Origin of the sequence: Pseudomonas spelaei (assembly GCF_009724245.1) — a bacterium.
Lineage (GTDB): Bacteria > Pseudomonadota > Gammaproteobacteria > Pseudomonadales > Pseudomonadaceae > Aquipseudomonas > Aquipseudomonas spelaei.
Window position 1 is genome coordinate 159034 of record NZ_WNNK01000006.1, and the last position, 21669, is coordinate 180702.

The following is a 21669-nucleotide window of genomic DNA, read 5'->3' on the forward strand; positions in this document are numbered from 1 at the left end:
TCATCAAACTCTTCAGGCGCATATCACTGCGGGTTGGCACGGATGCTGGAAAGCAACGATTTCAGGTTGGCAGCCTTGGGCTTGACCAGCCAGAAACGACGCAGGTAGTCATCGAGGTTTTCAGCGAGGTTACGACCCCATTCGCTGTTGGTTTCCTCGACATATTCGTCCAGCACATGCTGCAAGTGGTTACGGTAGGATTCCATCGCTTCGCCGCTGATCCGCTGGATCTCCACCAACTCGTGGTTGACCTTGTCGACGAAGGTGTTGTCCTGGTCCAGCACGTAGGCGAAACCGCCAGTCATGCCCGAACCGAAGTTGTAGCCCGTCTTGCCCAGCACCGCGACGAAGCCGCCAGTCATGTACTCGCAGCAGTGGTCGCCCGTGCCTTCAACCACGGTGTGAGCACCGGAGTTACGCACCGCGAAACGCTCACCGGCAGTACCGGCCGCAAACAGCTTGCCGCCGGTTGCGCCATACAGGCAGGTGTTGCCGATGATGGCACTGTCTTGAGTCTTGTAGACGCTGCCCACCGGCGGGACGATCACCAGCTTGCCGCCGGTCATGCCCTTGCCCACATAGTCGTTGGCGTCGCCTTCCAGGTACATGCTCAGGCCACCGGCGTTCCACACACCAAAACTCTGGCCCGCAGTGCCCTTGAAGCGGAAGGTGATTGGCGCCTTGGCCATGCCCTGGTTGCCGTGCTTGCGCGCGATTTCGCCGGAGATCCGTGCGCCGATGGAACGGTCGCAGTTGCAGATATCCAGGGCGAACTCACCACCGCTGGCGTCATTGATCGAAGAGATGGCCATCTCAACCATCTTCTCGGCCAGCAAGCCTTTGTCGAACGGCGGGTTGCGCTCCACCTGGCAGAACTGTGGCTTGTCTGCCGGGATGTGATCGCTGCCCAACAGCGGCGTCAGGTCCAGGTGTTGTTGCTTGGCGGTCTGGCCTTCGAGAATGTCCAGCAGATCGGTACGGCCGATCAGCTCTTCGAGGGAACGTACACCCAGTTTGGCCAGCCACTCACGGGTTTCTTCGGCAACATAGGTGAAGAAATTCACCACCATGTCGACGGTGCCGATGTAGTGATCCTTGCGCAGCTTCTCGTTCTGAGTGGCGACGCCGGTGGCGCAGTTGTTCAGGTGGCAGATACGCAGGTATTTGCAGCCCAGGGCGATCATCGGCGCGGTACCGAAGCCGAAGCTCTCAGCGCCGAGGATCGCGGCCTTGATCACGTCGAGACCGGTTTTCAGGCCGCCGTCGGTTTGTACCCGGACTTTGCCGCGCAGGTCGTTGCCGCGCAGGGTCTGATGGGTTTCAGCCAGGCCCAGTTCCCACGGCGCGCCAGCGTATTTGATGGAGGTCAGTGGCGATGCGCCAGTGCCGCCGTCGTAGCCGGAGATGGTGATCAGGTCAGCATAGGCCTTGGCCACACCGGCGGCGATGGTACCGACGCCAGCTTCTGCGACCAGTTTCACTGAAACCAGAGCCTTGGGGTTGACTTGTTTCAGGTCGAAAATCAGCTGCGACAAATCCTCAATGGAGTAGATGTCGTGGTGCGGCGGAGGCGAAATCAGGGTCACACCTGGCACTGCGTAACGCAGCTTGGCGATCAAACCGTTGACCTTGCCGCCTGGCAGTTGGCCGCCTTCACCGGGCTTGGCACCCTGGGCCACCTTGATCTGCAGCACTTCGGCGTTGACCAGGTATTCCGGGGTCACACCAAAGCGGCCAGTGGCGACCTGTTTGATTTTCGAGCTCTTGATGGTGCCGTAACGCGCCGGGTCTTCACCGCCTTCGCCGGAGTTGGAACGCGCACCCAGGCGGTTCATGGCTTCGGCCAGGGCTTCGTGAGCCTCGGGCGACAGAGCGCCCAGGGAAATACCGGCGGAGTCGAAACGCTTGAGGATCGATTCCAGAGGCTCGATCTCACTGATGGCCAGCGGCGTGTCCAGGGTTTTCACCTTGAACAGGTCACGGATCATCGACACCGGGCGGTTATCCACCAGCGCGGTGTACTCCTTGAACTTGGCGTAGTCACCTTGCTGCACAGCGGCTTGCAGGGTGCTGACCACGTCCGGGTTGTAGGCGTGGTATTCGCCACCGTGGACAAACTTCAGCAGGCCGCCTTGCTGGATCGGCTTGCGCGCGCTCCAGGCTTCGGCCGCCAGGGCTTTCTGTTCGGCTTCGATATCGACGAAACGCGCACCCTTGATACGGCTCGGCACACCACGGAAGCTCATGTCGCAGACTTCTTCCGACAGGCCAATGGCTTCGAACAGTTGCGCACCACGGTAGGACGTAACGGTGGAGATGCCCATCTTCGACAGGATCTTCAGCAGGCCCTTGGTGATGCCTTTACGGTAGTTCTTGAACACCTCATAGAGGTCGCCCAGCACTTCGCCGGTACGGATCAGGTCGCCGAGTACTTCGTACGCCAGGAACGGGTACACCGCCGAGGCGCCGAAACCGATCAACACCGCGAAGTGATGCGGGTCACGGGCGGTGGCGGTTTCGACAAGGATGTTGGAGTCGCAACGCAGGCCTTTTTCGGTCAGGCGGTGGTGCACCGCGCCGGTGGCCAGTGAGGCGTGGATCGGCAACTTGCCTGGGGCTATGTGACGATCGGTCAGCACGATCTGGGTACGACCGGCACGCACGGCTTCTTCAGCCTGATCGGCGACGTTACGCACAGCCGCTTCCAGGCCAAGGCTCTCGTCGTAGTTCAGGTCGATGATCTGACGGTCGAAGCCCGGGCGGTCCAGGGTCATCAACGAACGCCACTTGGCCGGGGAAATGACCGGCGAGCTGAGAATCACGCGGGAGGCGTGCTCAGGCGATTCCTGGAAGATGTTGCGCTCGGCACCGAGGCACACTTCCAGCGACATCACGATGGCTTCACGCAGCGGGTCGATCGGCGGGTTGGTCACCTGGGCGAACTGCTGGCGGAAATAGTCGTACGGCGTGCGTACGCGCTGGGACAGCACGGCCATTGGCGTGTCATCGCCCATGGAGCCGACCGCTTCGTAGCCTTGCTCGCCCAGTGGACGCAGCACCTGGTCACGCTCTTCGAAGGTGACCTGGTACATCTTCATGTACTGCTTGAGCTGGTCGACGTCGTAGAAAGCCGAACCGTGGTCGTTGTCTTCCATGGTTGCCTGGATGCGCAGGGCGTTCTTGCGCAGCCATTGCTTGTACGGATGACGGGACTTCAAGCGGTTGTCGATGGCATCGGTGTCGAGGATCTGACCGGTTTCGGTGTCCACGGCCAGGATCTGGCCAGGGCCAACGCGGCCTTTGGCAATCACGTCTTCGGGCTGGTAGTTCCAGACGCCGATTTCCGACGCCAGGGTAATGAAACCGTTGGTGGTAGTGACCCAACGTGCCGGACGCAGACCGTTACGGTCGAGCAGGCACACGGCGTAGCGGCCGTCGGTCATTACCACGCCGGCCGGGCCGTCCCACGGTTCCATGTGCATCGAGTTGTACTCATAGAACGCCCGCAGGTCGGGGTCCATGGTCTCGACGTTCTGCCACGCAGGCGGAATGATCATGCGCACGCCACGGAACAGGTCGATGCCGCCGGTGACCATCAGTTCGAGCATGTTGTCCATGCTGGAAGAGTCGGAACCCACGCGGTTGACCAGTGGGCCGAGCTCTTCCAGGTCCATCAGGTCGTTGGCGAACTTGGTGCGACGGGCTACGGCCCAGTTGCGGTTGCCGGTGATGGTGTTGATCTCGCCGTTGTGGGCGAGGAAGCGGAATGGCTGGGCCAGCGGCCATTTCGGCAGGGTGTTGGTGGAGAAGCGCTGGTGGAACACGCAGATTGCGGTTTGCAGGCGCTCATCGCTCAGGTCTGGATAGAAGGCGGTCAAGTCCGCCGGCATCATCAGGCCTTTATAAATGATGGTCTTGTGGGAAAAGCTGCAGATGTAGTGGTCGGTGTCCAAGGCGTTGGCCACGGACGAGCGACGACGGGAGGTAAACAGCTTGATCGCCATGTCCTGATCGCTCAGGCCATCGCCGGCGATGAACACTTGTTCGATCTGCGGTAGACGCTCCAGGGCCAGTCGGCCGAGCACGCTGGTGTCGATCGGCACTTTGCGCCAGCCGACGAGCGTAAGGCCTGCGGCCAGGATCTCGCGGTTCATGTTCTCGCGAGCGGCTTGGGCTTTGACCGGGTCCTGGTTGAAGAACACCATCCCCACGGCGTACTGCTTGGGCAAATCGGCGCCGAAATGCTCTTTGGCGACGGCGCGCAGGAACTGGTCGGGCTTTTGAATCAGCAAGCCACAACCGTCACCGGTCTTGCCGTCGGCGTTGATCCCACCGCGGTGGGTCATGCAGGTCAGGGCCTCGATGGCCGTTTGCAAAAGGGTATGACTGGGCTCGCCCTGCATATGGGCTATCAGGCCGAAACCACAGTTATCCTTGAATTCATCGGGTTGGTACAGACCTGCTTTCATAGACACTTTCTCACCAGGCTGCCTCTTTTTATGAGGCAAATTTCTTTTCAATTCAACCGGTTACCTTCCACGCCGAACGTACGCCGGCTTAGCGGGGGCAAAAGGGAGGTCATTGTACACACCGACACAGACGCTCACAAATTTAGCGACGAAATGTCGCAAATCTATGTCGCATTTATGAAAGGTTTAAATCGATATGCTGTGCTAGTCAAAACTTTTTTAATTCTGACTGCTACGACTCAAAGGCGACGTGCGCGGACACCACAAAGCGCGCGGCCTTGAGGGCAGCACGCACTTGCGGATTTTTTGAGGTGCCGGGAGAGGCGGCCTGGGTAAGGCCGCCGAATCTTCAGCGAGTTGCTGCCAGTTCCTGTTGGACGCTGGCGACAGTGCGAGGCCAAGGTTTACCAGCCTGAACCTTCGCTGGCAAGGCCTTGATAGCGGTATCGGCTGCTGCACGGCTTGGGAAGTTGCCGTAAGTGATCACGTAAAGCGGCTTGCCGTTGAGGACTTTCTTGAAATAACGGTACTCGCCGCCCTGCTCTTTCACGAAGTTCTGAGCGTTGGTTTCAGAGCTGGTGCCGAGGATCTGCACCACGTAATGCCCAGCAGGCTGGCTGGTGTACCAACTACCGCCGGTAGCGGCTGCTTTTGCAACGGTGACTGGCTTTTCAACCGGCTTGGCCGCTGGAGCTGGCTTGGCCACTGGCGCCGGAGCAGGCTTGGCGACAGGCGCTGGTTTGGCAGTAGCAACCTGGGCAGGTGCCGGGGTCGGCTTGGCTACTGGCGTCGGCGCAGGGCCTGCTGGAATGCCGGCAGGTGGCGCAGTGGTGGTGACGGTCGGTGGTGTGGCGCTGGAGCCTTCCACCGGTACGCCGTCGTCGCCTTCGGAGATACCGCCAGCCGCTTCGGCCAACGGGCCACGCATTACTGGCTGGCCGACCATCGGCAGGTTGGTGGGCTGGCCGGAGTTGGCAAACTCGACGTTAGGGGTTGGCTTGCCCAATGGCAATTGCGCCTGTTCGGTTGGCGCGCCGGTGGCCGGTGCCTTGCTACGACCCGGAATCAACCAGGCGGCGGCAACGGCAACTACGACAACTGCAGAAATCGCCAATACGTGTTTCTTCGGCATGGTGAACCCCATCTTTGGACGCTTCACCGCTGAGCGGCTGGCAATCATGGCTTCGATCATGGCATCCCGGGCGACCTGGTTGATGGTGCCAGGCCAGCCGTCGGAGCTTTCGTGAATATCAGAGATCTGCGCAGCGGAAAAAAGTTCGATACCCTGGCCGGCACCTTCAAGACGCTGGGCCAGGTATTCGCGCGTTTCTTCCTCTTCGTAAGGCTGCAATTCGATGACGTGGAAGCGCTCCTCCTCGCCACTGAGCTGCTCAAGTTCGGCAATCAACGACGATTCGCCGAACAGGAATACGTGCGGGCGACCTTCGGGCGTGCCCGCTGCCAGCGCCAGCAGCGCTTCAAGGGCGGACTCGTCGAGTTGCTCGGCGTCGTCCACCAACAAGTAGACTTCCTGACCGGTCAGGCCCAGTTGCACCACTTGTTTGAGGATCGCGTTCGGCTCGGCATTGGCCACGTCCAGCGCCTGGGCGACCTGACGCAATACGCCCGCTGCATCACCGGCGCCACGTGCCGAGACCACCACGCTTTGTACCGATTGCTTGTTGGTACTGGCGACAAGCGCCTGGCGCAGCAATGTCTTGCCGCTGCCCAGGGGGCCCGTGACTACCAGCAGCAACTGGCTGTAGCGGGCCAGGTGATGCAACTGCCCCAACACCGGCTTGCGTTGCGCAGGGAAGAATTTGAAACCAGGCACCCGTGGAGCAAAAGGGTCATGGCTTAACTGGAAATGGCCGAGGAAGGCCTCGTCGGCATGCAAACTAGTCATCGGGATCTTATTAACCTTTGAGCTGGGCCAGGGCGCGGTAGTCCGCTCCCAGCGTGGCCTGTAAAATCTCTTTCGGATAATCGTCGGTCACTACCGCTTCGCCCATTCGGCGCAGCAGCACCAGTCGCAGTCGACCGTCGATCACTTTCTTGTCTATCGCCATATGTTCGAGAAAATCAGCCTCGGTCATCTCCTCGGGAGGAATGACCGGCAAACCGGCGCGCTGGAACAAGCGGATACCGCGATCCCGCTCCTGAGCGCTGATCCAGCCCAGGCGCTGCGACATGTCCAGCGCCATCACTGTGCCAGCCGCTACGGCCTCCCCATGCAACCACACACCATAGCCCATGTGCGTTTCGATCGCATGGCCGAAGGTGTGGCCCAAGTTCAAGGTGGCGCGTACGCCGGACTCCCGTTCGTCGGCATTGACCACCAGCGCCTTGGCGGCGCAGGAGCGGGAAATGGCTTCGGTCAACGCCACCTGGTCCAGGGCACGCAGGGCATCGACATGCTCTTCCAGCCAGGTAAGGAACGGTTCGTCGCAGATCAGCCCGTACTTGATGACTTCCGCCAAGCCCGCCGACAGTTCGCGAGGCGGCAAAGTATTGAGGGTGGCAGTGTCGATCAGCACCACGTTGGGCTGATAGAACGCACCGACCATGTTCTTGCCCAGCGGATGGTTGATGCCGGTCTTGCCGCCTACCGACGAGTCGACCTGGGACAACAGGGTGGTGGGCACCTGGATAAAGTCCACGCCACGCTGGTAACAGGCCGCCGCGAAACCGGCCATATCGCCAATGACGCCACCGCCGAGCGCAACCACAGTAGTGCGACGGTCGTGACGAGCAGTCAGCAGACCATCAAAGATCAGTTGCAGGGTTTCCCAGTTCTTGAAGGCTTCGCCGTCGGGCAACACCACCGAAATAACGGAAAACGCCTCAAGGCTGCGGCTCAGACGCTCAAGATAAAGCGGCGCTACCGTTTCGTTAGAGATAATCGCCACTTGTCGCCCGGCAATATACGGTGCGAGCAACTCGGGCTGGTCCAACAAACCTTCGCCAATGTGGATCGGGTAGCTGCGCTCGCCTAGATCGACCTTAAGTGTCTGCATGTGTCCCCGCGTTGAAGATGGAAGCAGGTGCCCTGCCCTACATTTACGTTTGTCGGCAACGTCGAGATCTGACGCCGCCTGATGGCTCTACGCCACAACTCTGACGACCATAGTACGACGCCGAGGATAGCGCATTTCGAGCCAGGCTTTAACGGGGGGGCAGCCGCTGCAAGCGCTCCAGAATGTCGAGCACGACCATTCGTGGCGGCCGTTCATCGGTTTCCACCACCAGATCCGCGATTTCCCGATACAGAGGATCCCGCAGCGCCAACAGATCCCGCAGGGTTTTTGCCGGGTCTGCGGTACGCAGTAATGGACGATTGCGGTCGCGAGCCGTACGGCCGACCTGTTGCTCAACCGACGCATGCAGATAGACCACCCGACCGCCGGCATGTAGCGCTCGACGGTTCTCATCGCGCATCACTGCACCGCCACCGGTGGCCAATACCACGCCATCGCAGCCACACAGCTCGGCAATCATTGCCTGCTCACGGTCGCGAAAGCCCAGTTCGCCTTCCTTATCGAAGATCCACGGGATATTGGCGCCCGTGCGCAATTCAATTTCCTTATCGGAATCTTTGAATGGCAGGCGCAGCTCTTTGGCCAGCAAACGGCCGATGGTGCTTTTTCCAGCCCCCATCGGTCCTACAAGAATCAAATTTCGCACAGAATCAACGACTCACAGCAATCGCCTGGTTATTCATAATACGCGGAGTCAGGAACACCAGCAGCTCGGATTTTTTCTCCGAGACCACATCCCGCCGGAAAAGGCGGCCAAGATACGGCAGATCGCCCAAAAATGGCACTTTATCTACCACCTTGCTCTGGGTATTGGAGAAAACCCCGCCGATGACAATAGTCTCGCCATCCTTGACCAGCACCTTGGCGTTGACTTCGTTTTTCTTGATCGGTGGCACGTCATTGAGCTTGTTCAGGTAGTCGGGCTCATCCTTGGTGACCTTGACCTCCATGATCACCCGGTCATCAGGGGTAATTTGTGGCGTGACTTCCAGGGACAACGAAGCCTCCTTGAACGACACGGACGTGGCACCGCTGGCGCTGGACTCCTGGTAGGGAATCTCGGTGCCCTTGAGGATTCGCGCGGTTTCCTTGTCGGAAGTGACCACCTTGGGCTGCGAGACAATTTCGCCGTTGCCGGTTTTCTCCATGGCGGTCAGTTCCAGATCCAGCAGGATGTTGTCGGTGATAAAGGCGATGCCAAGGCCTGAGGTGCCGTTGATGGCGCCCAGATCAACAAAGGGCGAGCTCGGGAGGCTTTCCGGCAGTTCTACACCGTCGGCTACGGGCTTATTGATCCCGCCAGCACTCCAGTTACCCCGATTGGCCCGCCCACCCCAACGCACGCCCAGGCTCTTGTCGTAATCGACATTGGCCTCGACAATCCGCGCCTCGATCATCACCTGACGCACCGGAATATCCAGCTGTGCCACGATCCGCCGCAGTTCGTCCAGGCGCTCTTGGGTCTGGTACGCGATGATATTGTTGGTCCGGTCATCCACCGCGACCGAGCCTCGTTCTTCTGTGGCGCCTTCAACCTCCGTCACCGACTGAAAGAGCCTGGCAAGGTCAGAAGCCTTGGCGTAGTTCACCTGAAGCAACTCACGGCGCAAGGGTGTCAGCTCGGCCACCTGCTTGCGTGACTCCAGAACCAGCAGCTCGCGCGCCGCCAGCTCTTCGGCAGGTGCAACCAGTAACACGTTGGCGGTCACACGCTTGTCCAACCCCTTGGTCTGCAGCACCAGATCCAGGGCCTGGTCCCAAGGCACGTCCTTGAGACGCAACGTAATCGAACCTTGCACCTCATCACTGGCCACCAGGTTCAGGCCGGCAACGTCGGCAATCTGCTGCAAGACGACGCGCACTTCGATGTTCTGGAAATTAAGGCTCAACTTATCGCCAGTGAACGCAGCACGCTCGGCATTGAGTGGCACACCGCCAGGCGGCGGCAGGTGAATCAGGTCGACCCGATTGGGCACAGCCTTGGCCATCGGTGCCATGAACGCTATCCATAGCGCCACACCGAAGGACGAAAAAGTCCGTTTCATTGTTTGATTCCGTTATGAATGCACGTTCAAGGCAAGGGTTCGCGAGCGTTCCAGCCACGCACCCTCGCCATCCGGGAATAGCTCGACAAGCTCGATGTGTGAGTCATGAATGGCCGTCACCTGTCCGTGATCCGACCCCAAGTAATCGCCCACTGCAAGGCGATGCACCGCCGTAGCACCACGCAACAGGGCAAAGGTTTGCCCACCGCGGGACAAGGTACCGACCATTTCGAATTGCTCGATGGCAAAACCTTCCAGAAACCCTCGCAGACGCCCAGGATCAGGCCCGAGAGCCGAGCGCCCTGTAGCACGCTCGACCTGTAGAGACGGCGGCCGAAAAGGATCACGCAGGGACGCCGGATCGTAGACAAAGCGTTGGCGGCTGACAGGTTGCGGCACCACCTCTATAGGCGCCACTGGCCGTTGGCGAATCTCACGCAACTGAGCCTCCAACGCCTGCACATCACCACCACCGCCACAACCGACCAGCGATACCAAGCCAAAGGCCAGGCACACACCCTTGACGCGGCTCATGGCAATAACCCCTGTTCGTTGTAGCGATAGGTCTTGGCCAGCAGCTCAAGCCGTAATAACGGCCCCGCCTGCGGATTGGCCGGCCGGATGGCCAAGTCATGCAAGGTAACAACCCTCGGCAACCCGGCCAGGGCGCTGATGAATGTCGCCAGATCGTGATAGGCGCCGGTAACACCAATCTGCAAGGGCAACTCGATATAGAGCGGCTGAACCCGCTCGTCCAGCAGCCTGATTTCCTCGAATACCAAACCGTTGGCCATGCCCAGACGAGTAATGTCCTCAAGCAGGCCCGGCACTTCAGTATCAGTTGGCAACTGCTGCAACAGCTTGGCGAAAGCCTCCTGCAGGGTCTGGAGCTGGAAGGTGTAGGCCTCAAGATTGGCGGCCTGGGCCGACTTCAGGGAAAAATCCTGCAGCAAGATCGCCTCCTGCGCCTCTTGCTGGCGTAACTTCTCCCGCGAGGTACTCAGGTAGAAGACGTCAGCCAATACCAGCAGCAGACAGAGCAGTCCGAAACCCAACAGCGCCTTTCGGGACAAGGACCAATCAGGGGCATTGCGGTAGAGCGTGGCAAATTCGAGTTCCGCCAGCCTTGGCAGGCTTGCTGACAAACTCATTGCAGTGCCTCGACGGACTCTCTCTGGCGAACCATCAAATGGAAGCCATTGCCATCCTCGTCGTCGGCCTGCACATGCTGCAACCGAGGTGCCTGCAAGTCATTGCTCGCCTCAAGACTACGCAGCAGCCGGGCAATGTCCTGATTCGACTCGGCGCTACCTCGAACCCCGACATTGCCGCCTTCGACAATGACTTCGCGCAGTTGCACCCCGTCCGGCACAGCACGGGCCAGTTGGTCGAACAGCAGGGCGTCAGCCGGGCGATCGGTTTGCAACCCCTGGACGACCTTCATTCGCTCCACAAGCTGCAAGCGCTGCTCGCGCAACTCATCGATAGTCTTGATCTGCGAATCAAGCACCGTCACCGCCCTGCTCAAGTGGCTGCTGCGGGCCACTTGCCGATCAATCGCCCGGTCGATCACACGGTCCGCCAGCCACACCGCCGCCAGCGCCACACCCGTCATCCCGAACAAAAAAGCCAGAAAATATTGGCGTCGACGCTTGGCCTGCTCTTCGCGCCAAGGCAAAAGGTTGATGCGTGTCATCAATCGAAACTCCTCAGGGCCAAGCCGCAGGCAACTCCCATCCCTTGCGCATCGTTGCCCCACTGCACACCATCGACTCGATGGCCTGGCACGATGCTGTCGAAAGCCTGACCGCTGGCGCGGGCCAATGCAAACGCTTCGACATCCACTATCCGTGTCACCAGCCCCGCCAGGGCCAGCACCGCCTCACGTGCCTCGACCTGCTCCTTGAGACAGGCGACGAGCAGCACCTCGACGCGCTGCGGATCACGGGCCGAGACACTCTGGACCTGAAAGTCGATGGCCACCTCATCCAGTGGGTAGGGAATGTACTGGTCCGCCTCCAGATTGACTCGACGCACCATTTCGTCATCGCTGAGCCCTGCTTCCATCTCGATCACACGGGTGATAACCGACGACCCGGCTACCGCAACCGCTGCGGTTTTAAGGGATGTGCGCGCCCGTGACAACGCCTTGGAAAGCGCCAGCCCTACGGCGTCAAGATCAACCAGCGTGCTGTCGATCACGGCATGGGCCGGCAGGTGTTGGATACCATAGGCCCGGACCGTGTAACCAGCGCCCGAGCGCTCCAATTCCACCAGCCTCACTGCGGCATCATTGATGTCGATACCCAGGACGGCATCGGTTTTTTGCCTGAAAAATCCCTTTCTCATAAAACTCCCCAAAACTTTCCCTGTCTTACGGCCTGACTGTCAGTCTGGATTGATGCATTCGGTCGGCTTGTTTGAGAGGCGCGAATGACGCCCCAATCCGAAAAATGCTTTAATGCCCAGCGTTTTTTCCCGCTTTTTATCCGCAGGCCGGGTTGCTCCATCGTTTGTCGTGTATGCCCCGACGCCTAACTCATTCTTTTCTCTGGAAATCCAAAAGCCTTGATTCGTCTGCTGAAGTTTTTCGGGTACTCCATTGTCGCTATCGTCTGCGGGCTAATGCTCGTTCTCAGCGGGGCCTATCTCTACCTTAGTCCGGGATTGCCCTCGGTAGAGGCCCTGAGAAGTATCCAGTTGCAGATTCCTTTGCGGGTCTACAGCAGCGATGAAAAACTGATCGCGGAGTTCGGCGAAATGCGCCGTACCCCGATCCGTTTCGCCGACATTCCACCCAATTTCATCAACGCCCTGTTGTCGGCCGAAGACGACAATTTCGCCAATCACTATGGCGTCGACCCCAGCAGCCTGGTGCGTGCAGCCACTCAGTTGGTAAAAAGCGGACACATTCAATCCGGCGGTAGCACCATCACCATGCAGGTGGCGAAGAATTTCTTCCTCACCAGCGAGCGCAGTTTCTCCCGCAAGGCCACCGAAATCCTCCTGGCGCTGCAGATCGAACGGCAACTGACCAAGGACGAGATCCTGGAGCTGTACGTCAACAAGATCTACCTGGGCAACCGCGCCTACGGGATCGAGGCGGCTTCACAGGTGTACTACGGCAAGTCGATTCGCGACGCCAGCCTGGCGCAGATGGCCATGATTGCCGGCCTGCCTAAAGCCCCTTCACGCTTCAACCCCTTGGCCAACCCGGCGCGCAGCAAAGAGCGTCGCGACTGGATCCTGGGGCGCATGTACAAGCTGGGCAAGATCGACCAAACCGCCTATGAAAGCGCCGTGGCCGAACCTCTGAACGCCAGCTATCACGTGCCGACACCTGAAGTGAACGCACCGTACATCGCCGAAATGGCCCGGGCCGAGATGGTCGGCCGTTATGGCAGCGACGCCTACACCGAAGGTTTCCGCGTTACCACGACCATTCCGAGCAACTTGCAGGAAATCGCCAACCACTCGGTGCATGAAGGCCTGATCACCTATGACCAGCGCCACGGCTACCGCGGCCCCGAATCACGCCTTCCGGGCAAGACCCTGAGCGCCTGGACCGTCGAGCTGGGCAAACAGCGCGCAATCAGTGGCCTTGAGCCGGCTATCGTCACCCAGGTGAAGAAAGATGGCGTGCAGGTGCTGACCCGCACCGGCGAAGAGCATGTGTCGTGGGACAGCATGAAATGGGCCCGCCCATTCCTCAACACCAACAGCATGGGCCCGATGCCCAAGCAGCCGTCGGACGTGGCGCAGGTCGGTGACCTGATCCGCGTGCAGCGCCAGAAGGACGACAGCCTGAAATTCAGCCAGGTGCCTGTGGCACAAGGCGCACTGGTGTCGCTGGATCCACAAAACGGTGCGATTCGCGCCCTGGTGGGTGGTTTTGCCTTCGAGCAGAGCAACTACAACCGCGCCACCCAAGCCAAGCGCCAGCCAGGCTCCAGCTTCAAGCCATTCGTCTATAGCGCAGCCCTGGATAACGGCTACACCGCCGCCAGCCTGGTCAACGATGCACCGATCGTGTTTGTCGACGAGTACCTGGACAAGGTCTGGCGACCAAAGAACGACACCAACACCTTCCTCGGGCCGATCCGAATCCGTGAGGCGCTGTACAAGTCCCGCAACCTGGTGTCGATCCGCCTGCTGCAGGCGATGGGCGTGGGCAAGACCATCGATTACATGACCCGCTTTGGCTTCAACAAGCAGGATCTGCCGCCCAACCTGTCCCTGGCCCTGGGTACCGCGACCCTCACGCCGATGGAAATCGCCACGGGCTGGAGCACCTTTGCCAACGGTGGCTACAAGATTACGCCGTACCTGATCGACAAGATCGAAAGCCGCAACGGGGAGACGCTGTTTACCGCCAACCCACCGCGCGTGCCGGGTGACGTGGTCAACGGCATTGCCGCTACCGATGGCGTGGCAGCACCGACCAATGGCGGCATCACCATCGAGCCGACACCGGGCGCAGCGCCAACCGCTGGTGTACCCGCAACCCCTGCCGCCCCACAAGTGCCCGCAGTGGCCGAGCGGGTGGTGGATGGCCGCACCACGTATATCCTCAACAGCATTTTGGAAGACGTGATCAAGAAAGGCACCGGCCGTCGTGCCCTGGCCCTGGGCCGTACGGACCTGGCAGGCAAGACCGGTACCACCAACGAATCCAAGGACGCCTGGTTCTCCGGCTACAACGCCGACTACGTGACCACCGTCTGGACGGGCTACGACCAACCGGAAAGCCTCGGCCGTCGCGAATTCGGCGGCACAGTCGCGTTGCCGATCTGGATGAGCTACATGGGCGCGGCCCTCAAGGACAAGCCACCTCATAGCCAGGCTGAGCCGGAAGGCATCCTCAGCCTGCGGGTCGACCCCGTCAGCGGCCGCGCCGCCGTACCGGGTACGCCGAATGCGTACTTCGAACTGTTCAAGAGCGAAGACACGCCGCCGTCGGTCAATGAGCTGGGTAACGGTGCCGTACCGGGCAGCCCGCTGCCAGCGGATGAAGCCGCACCGATCGATTTGTTCTAAGTACCCACTCTCAGACAGATACGATCTGTGTGGGAGCTGGCTTGCCTGCGATGCAGGCAGCGCGGTGCTTCAGGCATATCGAGGTGATGCTATCGCGGGCAAGCCCGGCTCCCACAGGACTTGCCCAAACTTTGAAACAGCATTTCAGCCACACAGCAAAAAGCCCCGACTCGTGAGAGCCGGGGCTTTTTGTTGGTGCGCTACAACGACTTAGCCGTTGAACACATCATCCACGCTTTTCAGCGGGTAGTTCTTCGGATACGGCAGGGTGGCAACGCCGGTCTCGATGGCGGCTTTAGCCACGGCATCGGAGATCACGGTGATCAGGCGGGCATCCATTGGTTTCGGAATGATGTACTCACGACCGAATTCCAGTTTGATACCGCCATAGGCATCGCACACTTCCTGAGGTACCGGCAGCTTGGCCAGTTCGCGCAGGGCGTTGGCGGCGGCGACTTTCATCTCTTCGTTGATGCGCTTGGCACGAACGTCCAGGGCACCACGGAAGATGAACGGGAAGCCCAGTACGTTGTTGACCTGGTTCGGGAAGTCAGAACGGCCGGTGGCCATGATCACGTCATCACGGGTAGCGTGCGCCAGGGCCGGAGCAATTTCCGGATCCGGGTTGGAGCAAGCGAACACGATCGGGTTGGCCGCCATCCGCTTCAGGCCTTCGGCGCTCAGCAGGTTCGGACCGGACAGGCCAACGAATACGTCAGCACCGTTCAGGGCGTCGTCCAGGGTACGTTTCTCGGACGGATGGGCAAACATCGCCTTGTACTGGTTCAGGTCGGTACGCTCGGACTGGATCACGCCCTTGCTGTCGACCATGAAGATGTTTTCCAGCTTGGCGCCCATGCTCACGATCAGCTTCATGCAGGAGATGGCTGCAGCGCCAGCGCCCAGGCAGACGATCTTGGCTTCGCCGAGGGTTTTGCCAGCGATCTCCAAGGCATTGATCATGCCGGCAGCGGTAACGATCGCGGTGCCGTGCTGGTCATCGTGGAATACCGGGATATCGCACTGTTCGATCAGGGCCTTTTCGATCTCGAAGCACTCAGGTGCCTTGATGTCTTCCAGGTTGATGCCACCAAACGTGATGGAGATGCGTTTTACGGTGTCGATGAAAGCCTGTGGGCTTTCGGAATCGACTTCGATGTCGAATACGTCGATGCCGGCAAAGCGCTTGAACAGCACGCCCTTGCCCTCCATGACTGGCTTGGAAGCCAATGGGCCAAGGTTACCCAGGCCGAGAATCGCGGTGCCATCAGAAATCACTGCAACCAGATTGCCCTTGCCGGTGTACTTGTAGGCCAGTTCAGGGTCACGGGCGATTTCACGCACGGGCTCGGCTACACCGGGGCTGTAGGCCAGCGACAGGTCGCGAGCGGTAGCAGTGGGTTTGGTGAGCTCGACACTCAGCTTTCCTGGACGAGGATTGGCGTGATATTCGAGAGCGGCAGTTTTCAAATCAGACATATCGGCATTCCGCTTTTACTGTTGGACGACGGACCGCCGAGGATACGCGTGTCGCAAAGTCCCTACAAGACTGGGCGGTCACAGGTGTCAAGGGCCCTACCCTACGACTTTTGGCCAAGAGCCGCGAGATACAAGGGCTCATCTGTTCACAATCATACGAATAAATGTCTACAATTTTTTCTTATCGCGCCAGCTGCAACATGCCAGGATCAGTCAGTGGCAGAAGCCAGCGGGCCTGAGCTTTTTCCAGGCCTCCACGTCGGGAACGATCCACCACCCAGCCGCGCACCTCGATTTCCTGGCCCTGCAAACGATTCAGCAGGGCACTGTCGAAACGGTCGAGCAGATTCGGAGCAATACGTAATACCAGGGAGTTCTGCAATTCGATCCAGATACCCCCGCGGTTGCGCTCGATTTTGCTCACCTGACCGCTGACGACGGCAAAGCCGGACCGTTTGATCTGCGCAGCACTGCGGACCGGTGATTGGCGCCACAGCCCAAGCCGGGCTTGCCGGGCACTACGCTCGGCGTTCTGCTGACAGGCGACCAGGTCGACATTCGGCGCAACGGCCACCTGGAAACCCAGGCCGTCGGCGAGCAATTGCGCCTCCAGGTTTGCCCCATTGGCACCATAGAGATGGGCGAGGGTGCGTCCGTAGTGATCTTTGCTCTCGCGACCGAGCACCACACCCACCCGACCGCCGCCGGCATCCACCAGGCCTTGCAAGCGCTCCCGCGCGGCCACGGCAAAGGGCTCGTCGGAACGACCCTTCTTGCCGGTTTCCGGGGTGTTGACGCCAATCATGCGCACGCTGCGACCATCTTTCAGACGAACCGTATCGCCATCCACCACTCGCTGCACCTCAAAGGTGTCGACGGCGCCGGGAGCCGGACAAAACACCTGCGCCTGGGCGGGCGCCAGCCAAATCGCAGACACAAAAAAGGCGCCCGCAAGGGACGCCTTTTTTAACAGCTGGGAACAGCCCATCGGGCTCTTCAGCCTTACTCTGCAGCAGGAGTCTTGGCTTTGCCAAAAGCACCGAAACGGTCTGCGAAGCGCTGTACACGACCGCCAGTATCCAGAGTCTTCTGCTTACCGGTGTAGAACGGGTGGCACTCGTTGCATACGTCAGTACCCAGTGGCTTGCACAGGTTCGAACGGGTTTCGAACTTGTTGCCGCAGCTGCAAGTTACTTCGATAGTTTCGTACGCTGGATGGATATCGGCTTTCATGGTGTATTCCTCAGGCTAGCGTGCCGCCACTCGACACTATTGTCGAATACCGCACGTAATTAGGCCGCGGATTCTACCAGACCTTTTTAAACGCGCAAGCGGCGCCACAGCCCCTTTCATCAGAAATTGTGGGAGGGGGACACTTCCACCACTCGTCTGCTAGGCTCGCGCCCTTCTTCACCGCCCGCCATATGAGAACTTCCCGCGTGCCCGACGCCATTTTGCGCCTCGCCCTGCCCTCGCCCCTGCGCCGCCTGTTCGACTACCGGGCACCCGCTGGTGTGCTGCGGTCACAGTTGCAGCCGGGGATGCGCGTGCGGGTGCCGTTCGGGCGGCGCGAGATGATCGGCATTCTGGTGGAAGTCACCGACCACAGCGAAGTGCCCGCCGAAAAGCTCAAGCCGGCCCTGGCCCTGTTGGACGCCACGCCGCCCTTGCCGCCTTCGCTGTTCAAGTTGTGCCTGTGGACTTCCCAGTACTACCAGCACAGCCTGGGCGACACCCTGAGCTGGGCGCTGCCGGTGCTGTTGCGTCAGGGCGAACTGGCCGAAGCCCGCCAGGAACGCTTCTGGTCGATGGCCCCCGGCGCCCGCCTGGACGACCCGCGTATCGCCCGTGCCCCGCGCCAGCGGGATGCCCTGGCCACCCTGGCCCAGCATCCCCATGGCGTAGCCCATCAGCTATTAAGCAAGCTGATGTTGAGCAAGGACAGCCTGGACCTGCTACTCGCCAAGGAACTGGTACAGGTAGAGATCCGCAAGCACGCGCCAAGGGAGCGTCACGAACACTGGCTGGCCCAGCCGGAACTGCCACTGAACCCGGAACAACGCGCTGCCTTTGAAGCCATTCGTGCCGGTTTTGATAGTTTCCACGCGTTCCTGCTGGCCGGCGTCACCGGTAGCGGCAAGACCGAAGTCTATTTGCAACTGATCCGCGAGACCCTCGAAGCGGGCAAGCAGGCGCTGGTACTGATCCCCGAGATCAACCTTGGCCCGCAAACCCTGGCGCGCTTCGAACAACGCTTCAACGCGCGCATTGCCCTGGTGCATTCGGCAGTCAACGACCGCGAACGCCTGGAATCCTGGCTGGCGGCGCGGGACGGCGAGGCCGACATTATTATCGGCACCCGTTCGGCGCTGTTCACCCCGATGAAAAATCCCGGGCTGATCATCATCGATGAAGAGCACGACGGCTCCTATAAACAGCAGGAAGGCCTGCGCTACCACGCCCGCGACCTGGCTCTTGTGCGTGCGCGCCAGGAAAACATCCCGATTGTGCTGGGCTCGGCCACGCCTTCCCTGGAAAGCCTGCACAACGCCTACACCGGGCGCTATGGCCTGTTGCGCCTGAATGAGCGCGCCGGTGGCGCCAAGCAACCGCGTTTCCTGCGCCTGGACGTCAAAAGTCGTCCGCTGGACAGCGGCATTTCCGGGCCGATGCAGCAAGCGATCGGCCAGACCCTGGCGGCCGGCCAGCAAGTACTGGTGTTCCTCAATCGCCGAGGTTTTGCGCCCACATTGTTGTGCCACGATTGCGGTTGGATGTCCGAGTGCGAGCGTTGCGATGCGCGAATGACCGTACACCAGCGCTCCGGCGAGCTGCGCTGCCACCACTGCGGGCATGTGGAGCGGGTGCCGCGCCATTGCCCGCAATGCGGCAAGGTCGACCTGCGTCCTGTGGGCGCCGGCACCGAGCGCGCCGAGGAACGGCTGGGAATTCTGTTTCCGGATTACCCGGTATTGCGCGTCGACCGCGACACTACGTCGCGCAAGGACGCGATGAATCAACTGTTCGCCACTATTCAGAAGGGCCAGCCGTGCATTCTGGTGGGCACGCAGATGCTCGCCAAAGGGCACCACTTCCCGCGGGTGACCCTGGTATCGATCCTGGATGCCGACGGCGGGCTGTTTTCCGGGGATTTTCGCGCCAGCGAACGCATGGCGCAGTTGATTGTCCAGGTTGCAGGCCGCGCCGGACGCGCCGAAGAACCCGGCAGAGTGATCATCCAGACCCACCTGGCCGACCATCCGTTGCTGATCCAGCTGACCGAACAAGGCTATTTCGCCTTCGCCGAGCAGGCGTTGAGTGAGCGTCGCTCCGCCGGTTTGCCGCCGTTTTCCCATCTCGCGCTGCTACGGGCCGAAGCCCACAAGCCCGGCCAGGCCGAAGGTTTCCTGGACGAAGCCTGCAGTGAGGCTGAGCGCTTACTGGGCGAGCTGGGGCTGAGTGGCATCGAGTTGCTGGGCCCGGTGCCAGCCCCCATGGAGCGCCGTGCCGGACGTTATCGAGCGCAACTACTCTTGCAAGCCACTGCCCGGGCACCGCTGCATCGTTTATTAAGCAGTTGGCTGCTGACCCTGGAGCAAATGCCCAGCGGGCGGCAAGTGCGCTGGTCGCTGGATGTAGACCCAGTAGATTTGTATTGATAGAACGTACGCTATCGCAGGCAAGCCAGCTCCCACACTTTGATGTGTGAACACCTTCAAATGTGGGAGCCGGCTTGCCTGCGATGAGGCCCGCAGGTCCGCCAACCATTCTGAACGGTTGGCAAGCCCGCCCTCGCCACGGATAATGCCCAGTTTTTCCACCTGCGCATCGACGCGCCGCCGCTTGCGGTCGAAAGAGAAGACCATGAAAGACACCATTCGCCAGCTGATCCAACAAGCCCTCACCCAACTCGTCAACGAAGGTGTGTTGCCTGAAGGCCTGACGCCGGCGATCCAGGTGGAAAACACCCGCGACAAGACCCACGGTGACTTCGCCAGCAACATCGCCATGATGCTGGCCAAGCCTGCGGGCATGAAACCTCGCGATCTGGCAGAAAAAATCATCGCCGCGCTGCCCGCCGACCCGCAAGTCAGCAAGGCTGAAATCGCCGGTCCGGGCTTTATCAATATTTTCCAGAACACCCAGGCCCTGGCTTCGCGCCTGGACGCTGCCTTGGCTGACGCCGAGATCGGCGTGCGCAAGGCCGGCCCGACCCAGCGTGTGGCGATCGACCTGTCGGCACCCAACCTGGCCAAGGAAATGCACGTTGGCCACTTGCGCTCGACCATCATTGGCGACGGCGTGGCACGGGTCCTGGAGTTTCTCGGTGACACCGTGATCCGCCAGAACCACGTGGGCGACTGGGGCACCCAGTTCGGCATGTTGATGGCGTACCTGCAGGAAAACCCGATCACCAGCAACGAACTGGCCGATCTGGAAAACTTCTACCGCGCCGCCAAGAAACGTTTCGACGAATCCGAAGCGTTCGCCGACCGTGCCCGCGGCCTGGTGGTCAAGCTGCAAGCCGGCGACCCCGAGTGCCTGGCGCTGTGGAGCCGCTTCCGCGATATCTCGCTGTCCCACTGCCAGGAGATCTACGAGCTGCTCAACGTCAAGTTGACCCCGGCCGACGTGATGGGCGAAAGCGCCTACAACGATGACCTGATCAACGTGGTCAACGACCTCAAGGCCAAGGGCCTGCTGGTAGAAAGCAACGGCGCCCAATGCGTGTTCCTCGAAGAGTTCAAGACCGCCGACGGCGAGCCGCTGCCAGTGATCATCGTCAAGGCCGACGGCGGCTACCTCTACGCCACCACCGACCTGGCCGCCGTGCGCTACCGCAGCGGTGTGCTGAAAGCCGACCGTGCCCTGTATTTCGTCGACCAGCGCCAGGCCCTGCACTTCCAGCAAGTGTTCGAAGTGGCGCGCCGCGCCGGTTTCGTCACGCACCCGATGCACATGGAACACATGGGCTTCGGCACCATGAACGGCGCCGATGGCCGCCCGTTCAAGACCCGCGACGGCGGCACCGTGAAGCTGATCGACCTGCTGAACGAAGCCCAGGAGCGTGCCTACACCCTGGTGAAGGAAAAGAACCCGGAACTGGCTGAAGCCGACCTGCGTAACATCGCCCGCGTGGTGGGCATTGGCGCGGTGAAATACGCCGACCTGTCCAAGCACCGCACCAGCGACTACAGCTTCAACTTCGAGCTGATGCTCAACTTCGAAGGCAACACCGCGCCATACCTGCTGTATGCCTACACTCGGGTAGCCGGCGTGTTCCGCAAGCTGGGCAAGGACTTCAGTGAGGTCCAAGGCCAGATCAACCTTGAAGCGCCACAGGAACACGAACTGGCGGCCAAGCTGGCACAATTCGGCGAAGTGCTGAACAGTGTGGGCGAGAAAGGCACACCGCATATCCTCTGCACCTATTTGTATGAAGTCGCCGGGTTGTTCTCCAGCTTCTACGAGAACTGCCCGATCCTGACGGCCGACGACGAAGCGCAAAAGCAAAGCCGCCTGCGCCTCGCCGCACTGGCTGGACGGACCCTCAAGCAAGGCCTGGAACTCTTGGGCCTGGAAACTCTGGAGCGTATGTAA

14 protein-coding genes and 1 pseudogene are annotated in these 21669 nt (G+C 60.5%); 3 read left to right on the forward strand and 12 right to left on the reverse strand.

The window, feature by feature from the left end:
* Nucleotides 1-23: 23 nt before the first annotated feature.
* The 9 genes and pseudogenes from gltB to pilM all read right to left on the reverse strand — a co-directional run bounded on the left by gltB (nucleotide 24) and on the right by pilM (nucleotide 11901).
* On the reverse strand, nucleotides 24-4469 hold the full coding sequence (gene gltB / locus GNF76_RS09325) for a glutamate synthase large subunit (RefSeq protein ID WP_155582883.1): 4446 nt from the start codon (nucleotides 4467-4469) through the stop codon (nucleotides 24-26).
* Between the two features lie 349 nt (nucleotides 4470-4818).
* Nucleotides 4819-6375: an SPOR domain-containing protein gene (locus GNF76_RS09330; protein WP_155582884.1), complete on the reverse strand. Its 1557-nt coding sequence runs from the start codon at nucleotides 6373-6375 to the stop codon at nucleotides 4819-4821.
* Between the two features lie 10 nt (nucleotides 6376-6385).
* Nucleotides 6386-7486: a 3-dehydroquinate synthase gene (gene aroB / locus GNF76_RS09335; protein WP_155582885.1), complete on the reverse strand. Its 1101-nt coding sequence runs from the start codon at nucleotides 7484-7486 to the stop codon at nucleotides 6386-6388.
* 148 nt (nucleotides 7487-7634) lie between these two features.
* Nucleotides 7635-8153 carry a shikimate kinase AroK gene (aroK, locus tag GNF76_RS09340; RefSeq protein WP_003187914.1) on the reverse strand — a complete coding sequence of 173 codons (519 nt, stop codon included), beginning with the start codon at nucleotides 8151-8153 and terminating at the stop codon, nucleotides 7635-7637.
* Between the two features lie 4 nt (nucleotides 8154-8157).
* Nucleotides 8158-9414 (reverse strand): annotated as a pseudogene (locus GNF76_RS09345) (type IV pilus secretin PilQ); the annotation flags it as partial.
* 150 nt (nucleotides 9415-9564) lie between these two features.
* On the reverse strand, nucleotides 9565-10086 hold the full coding sequence (locus tag GNF76_RS09350) for a pilus assembly protein PilP (RefSeq protein WP_155582886.1): 522 nt from the start codon (nucleotides 10084-10086) through the stop codon (nucleotides 9565-9567).
* A complete protein-coding gene (locus GNF76_RS09355; protein WP_155582887.1) occupies nucleotides 10083-10703 on the reverse strand; it encodes a type IV pilus inner membrane component PilO in 621 nt (206 codons plus the stop codon). The genes GNF76_RS09350 and GNF76_RS09355 overlap by 4 nt, the downstream gene beginning before the upstream one ends.
* Nucleotides 10700-11248: a PilN domain-containing protein gene (locus tag GNF76_RS09360; protein ID WP_155582888.1), complete on the reverse strand. Its 549-nt coding sequence runs from the start codon at nucleotides 11246-11248 to the stop codon at nucleotides 10700-10702. The genes GNF76_RS09355 and GNF76_RS09360 overlap by 4 nt, the downstream gene beginning before the upstream one ends.
* Nucleotides 11248-11901 carry a type IV pilus biogenesis protein PilM gene (gene pilM, locus GNF76_RS09365; RefSeq protein ID WP_155582889.1) on the reverse strand — a complete coding sequence of 218 codons (654 nt, stop codon included), beginning with the start codon at nucleotides 11899-11901 and terminating at the stop codon, nucleotides 11248-11250. Before pilM ends, GNF76_RS09360 begins: the two co-directional genes overlap by 1 nt.
* A gap of 222 nt (nucleotides 11902-12123) precedes the next feature.
* Between pilM and GNF76_RS09370 the strand changes: the two genes are divergently transcribed.
* Nucleotides 12124-14589: a penicillin-binding protein 1A gene (locus GNF76_RS09370; protein WP_379652615.1), complete on the forward strand. Its 2466-nt coding sequence runs from the start codon at nucleotides 12124-12126 to the stop codon at nucleotides 14587-14589.
* Nucleotides 14590-14799: 210 nt separating this feature from the next.
* Here GNF76_RS09370 and GNF76_RS09375 read toward each other — a convergent pair whose 3' ends face one another.
* The 3 genes from GNF76_RS09375 to rpmE all read right to left on the reverse strand — a co-directional run bounded on the left by GNF76_RS09375 (nucleotide 14800) and on the right by rpmE (nucleotide 17301).
* Nucleotides 14800-16068, reverse strand: a complete 1269-nt coding sequence (locus GNF76_RS09375) for a malic enzyme-like NAD(P)-binding protein (RefSeq protein WP_155582891.1) — start codon at nucleotides 16066-16068, stop codon at nucleotides 14800-14802.
* 181 nt (nucleotides 16069-16249) lie between these two features.
* On the reverse strand, nucleotides 16250-17056 hold the full coding sequence (locus GNF76_RS09380) for a thermonuclease family protein (RefSeq protein ID WP_155582892.1): 807 nt from the start codon (nucleotides 17054-17056) through the stop codon (nucleotides 16250-16252).
* A gap of 14 nt (nucleotides 17057-17070) precedes the next feature.
* On the reverse strand, nucleotides 17071-17301 hold the full coding sequence (rpmE, locus tag GNF76_RS09385) for a 50S ribosomal protein L31 (protein WP_155582893.1): 231 nt from the start codon (nucleotides 17299-17301) through the stop codon (nucleotides 17071-17073).
* Between the two features lie 206 nt (nucleotides 17302-17507).
* Between rpmE and GNF76_RS09390 the strand changes: the two genes are divergently transcribed.
* Both GNF76_RS09390 and argS read left to right on the forward strand, forming a co-directional pair.
* A complete protein-coding gene (locus GNF76_RS09390; protein ID WP_178123249.1) occupies nucleotides 17508-19727 on the forward strand; it encodes a primosomal protein N' in 2220 nt (739 codons plus the stop codon).
* Between the two features lie 205 nt (nucleotides 19728-19932).
* Nucleotides 19933-21669, forward strand: a complete 1737-nt coding sequence (argS, locus tag GNF76_RS09395; protein ID WP_155582895.1) for an arginine--tRNA ligase — start codon at nucleotides 19933-19935, stop codon at nucleotides 21667-21669.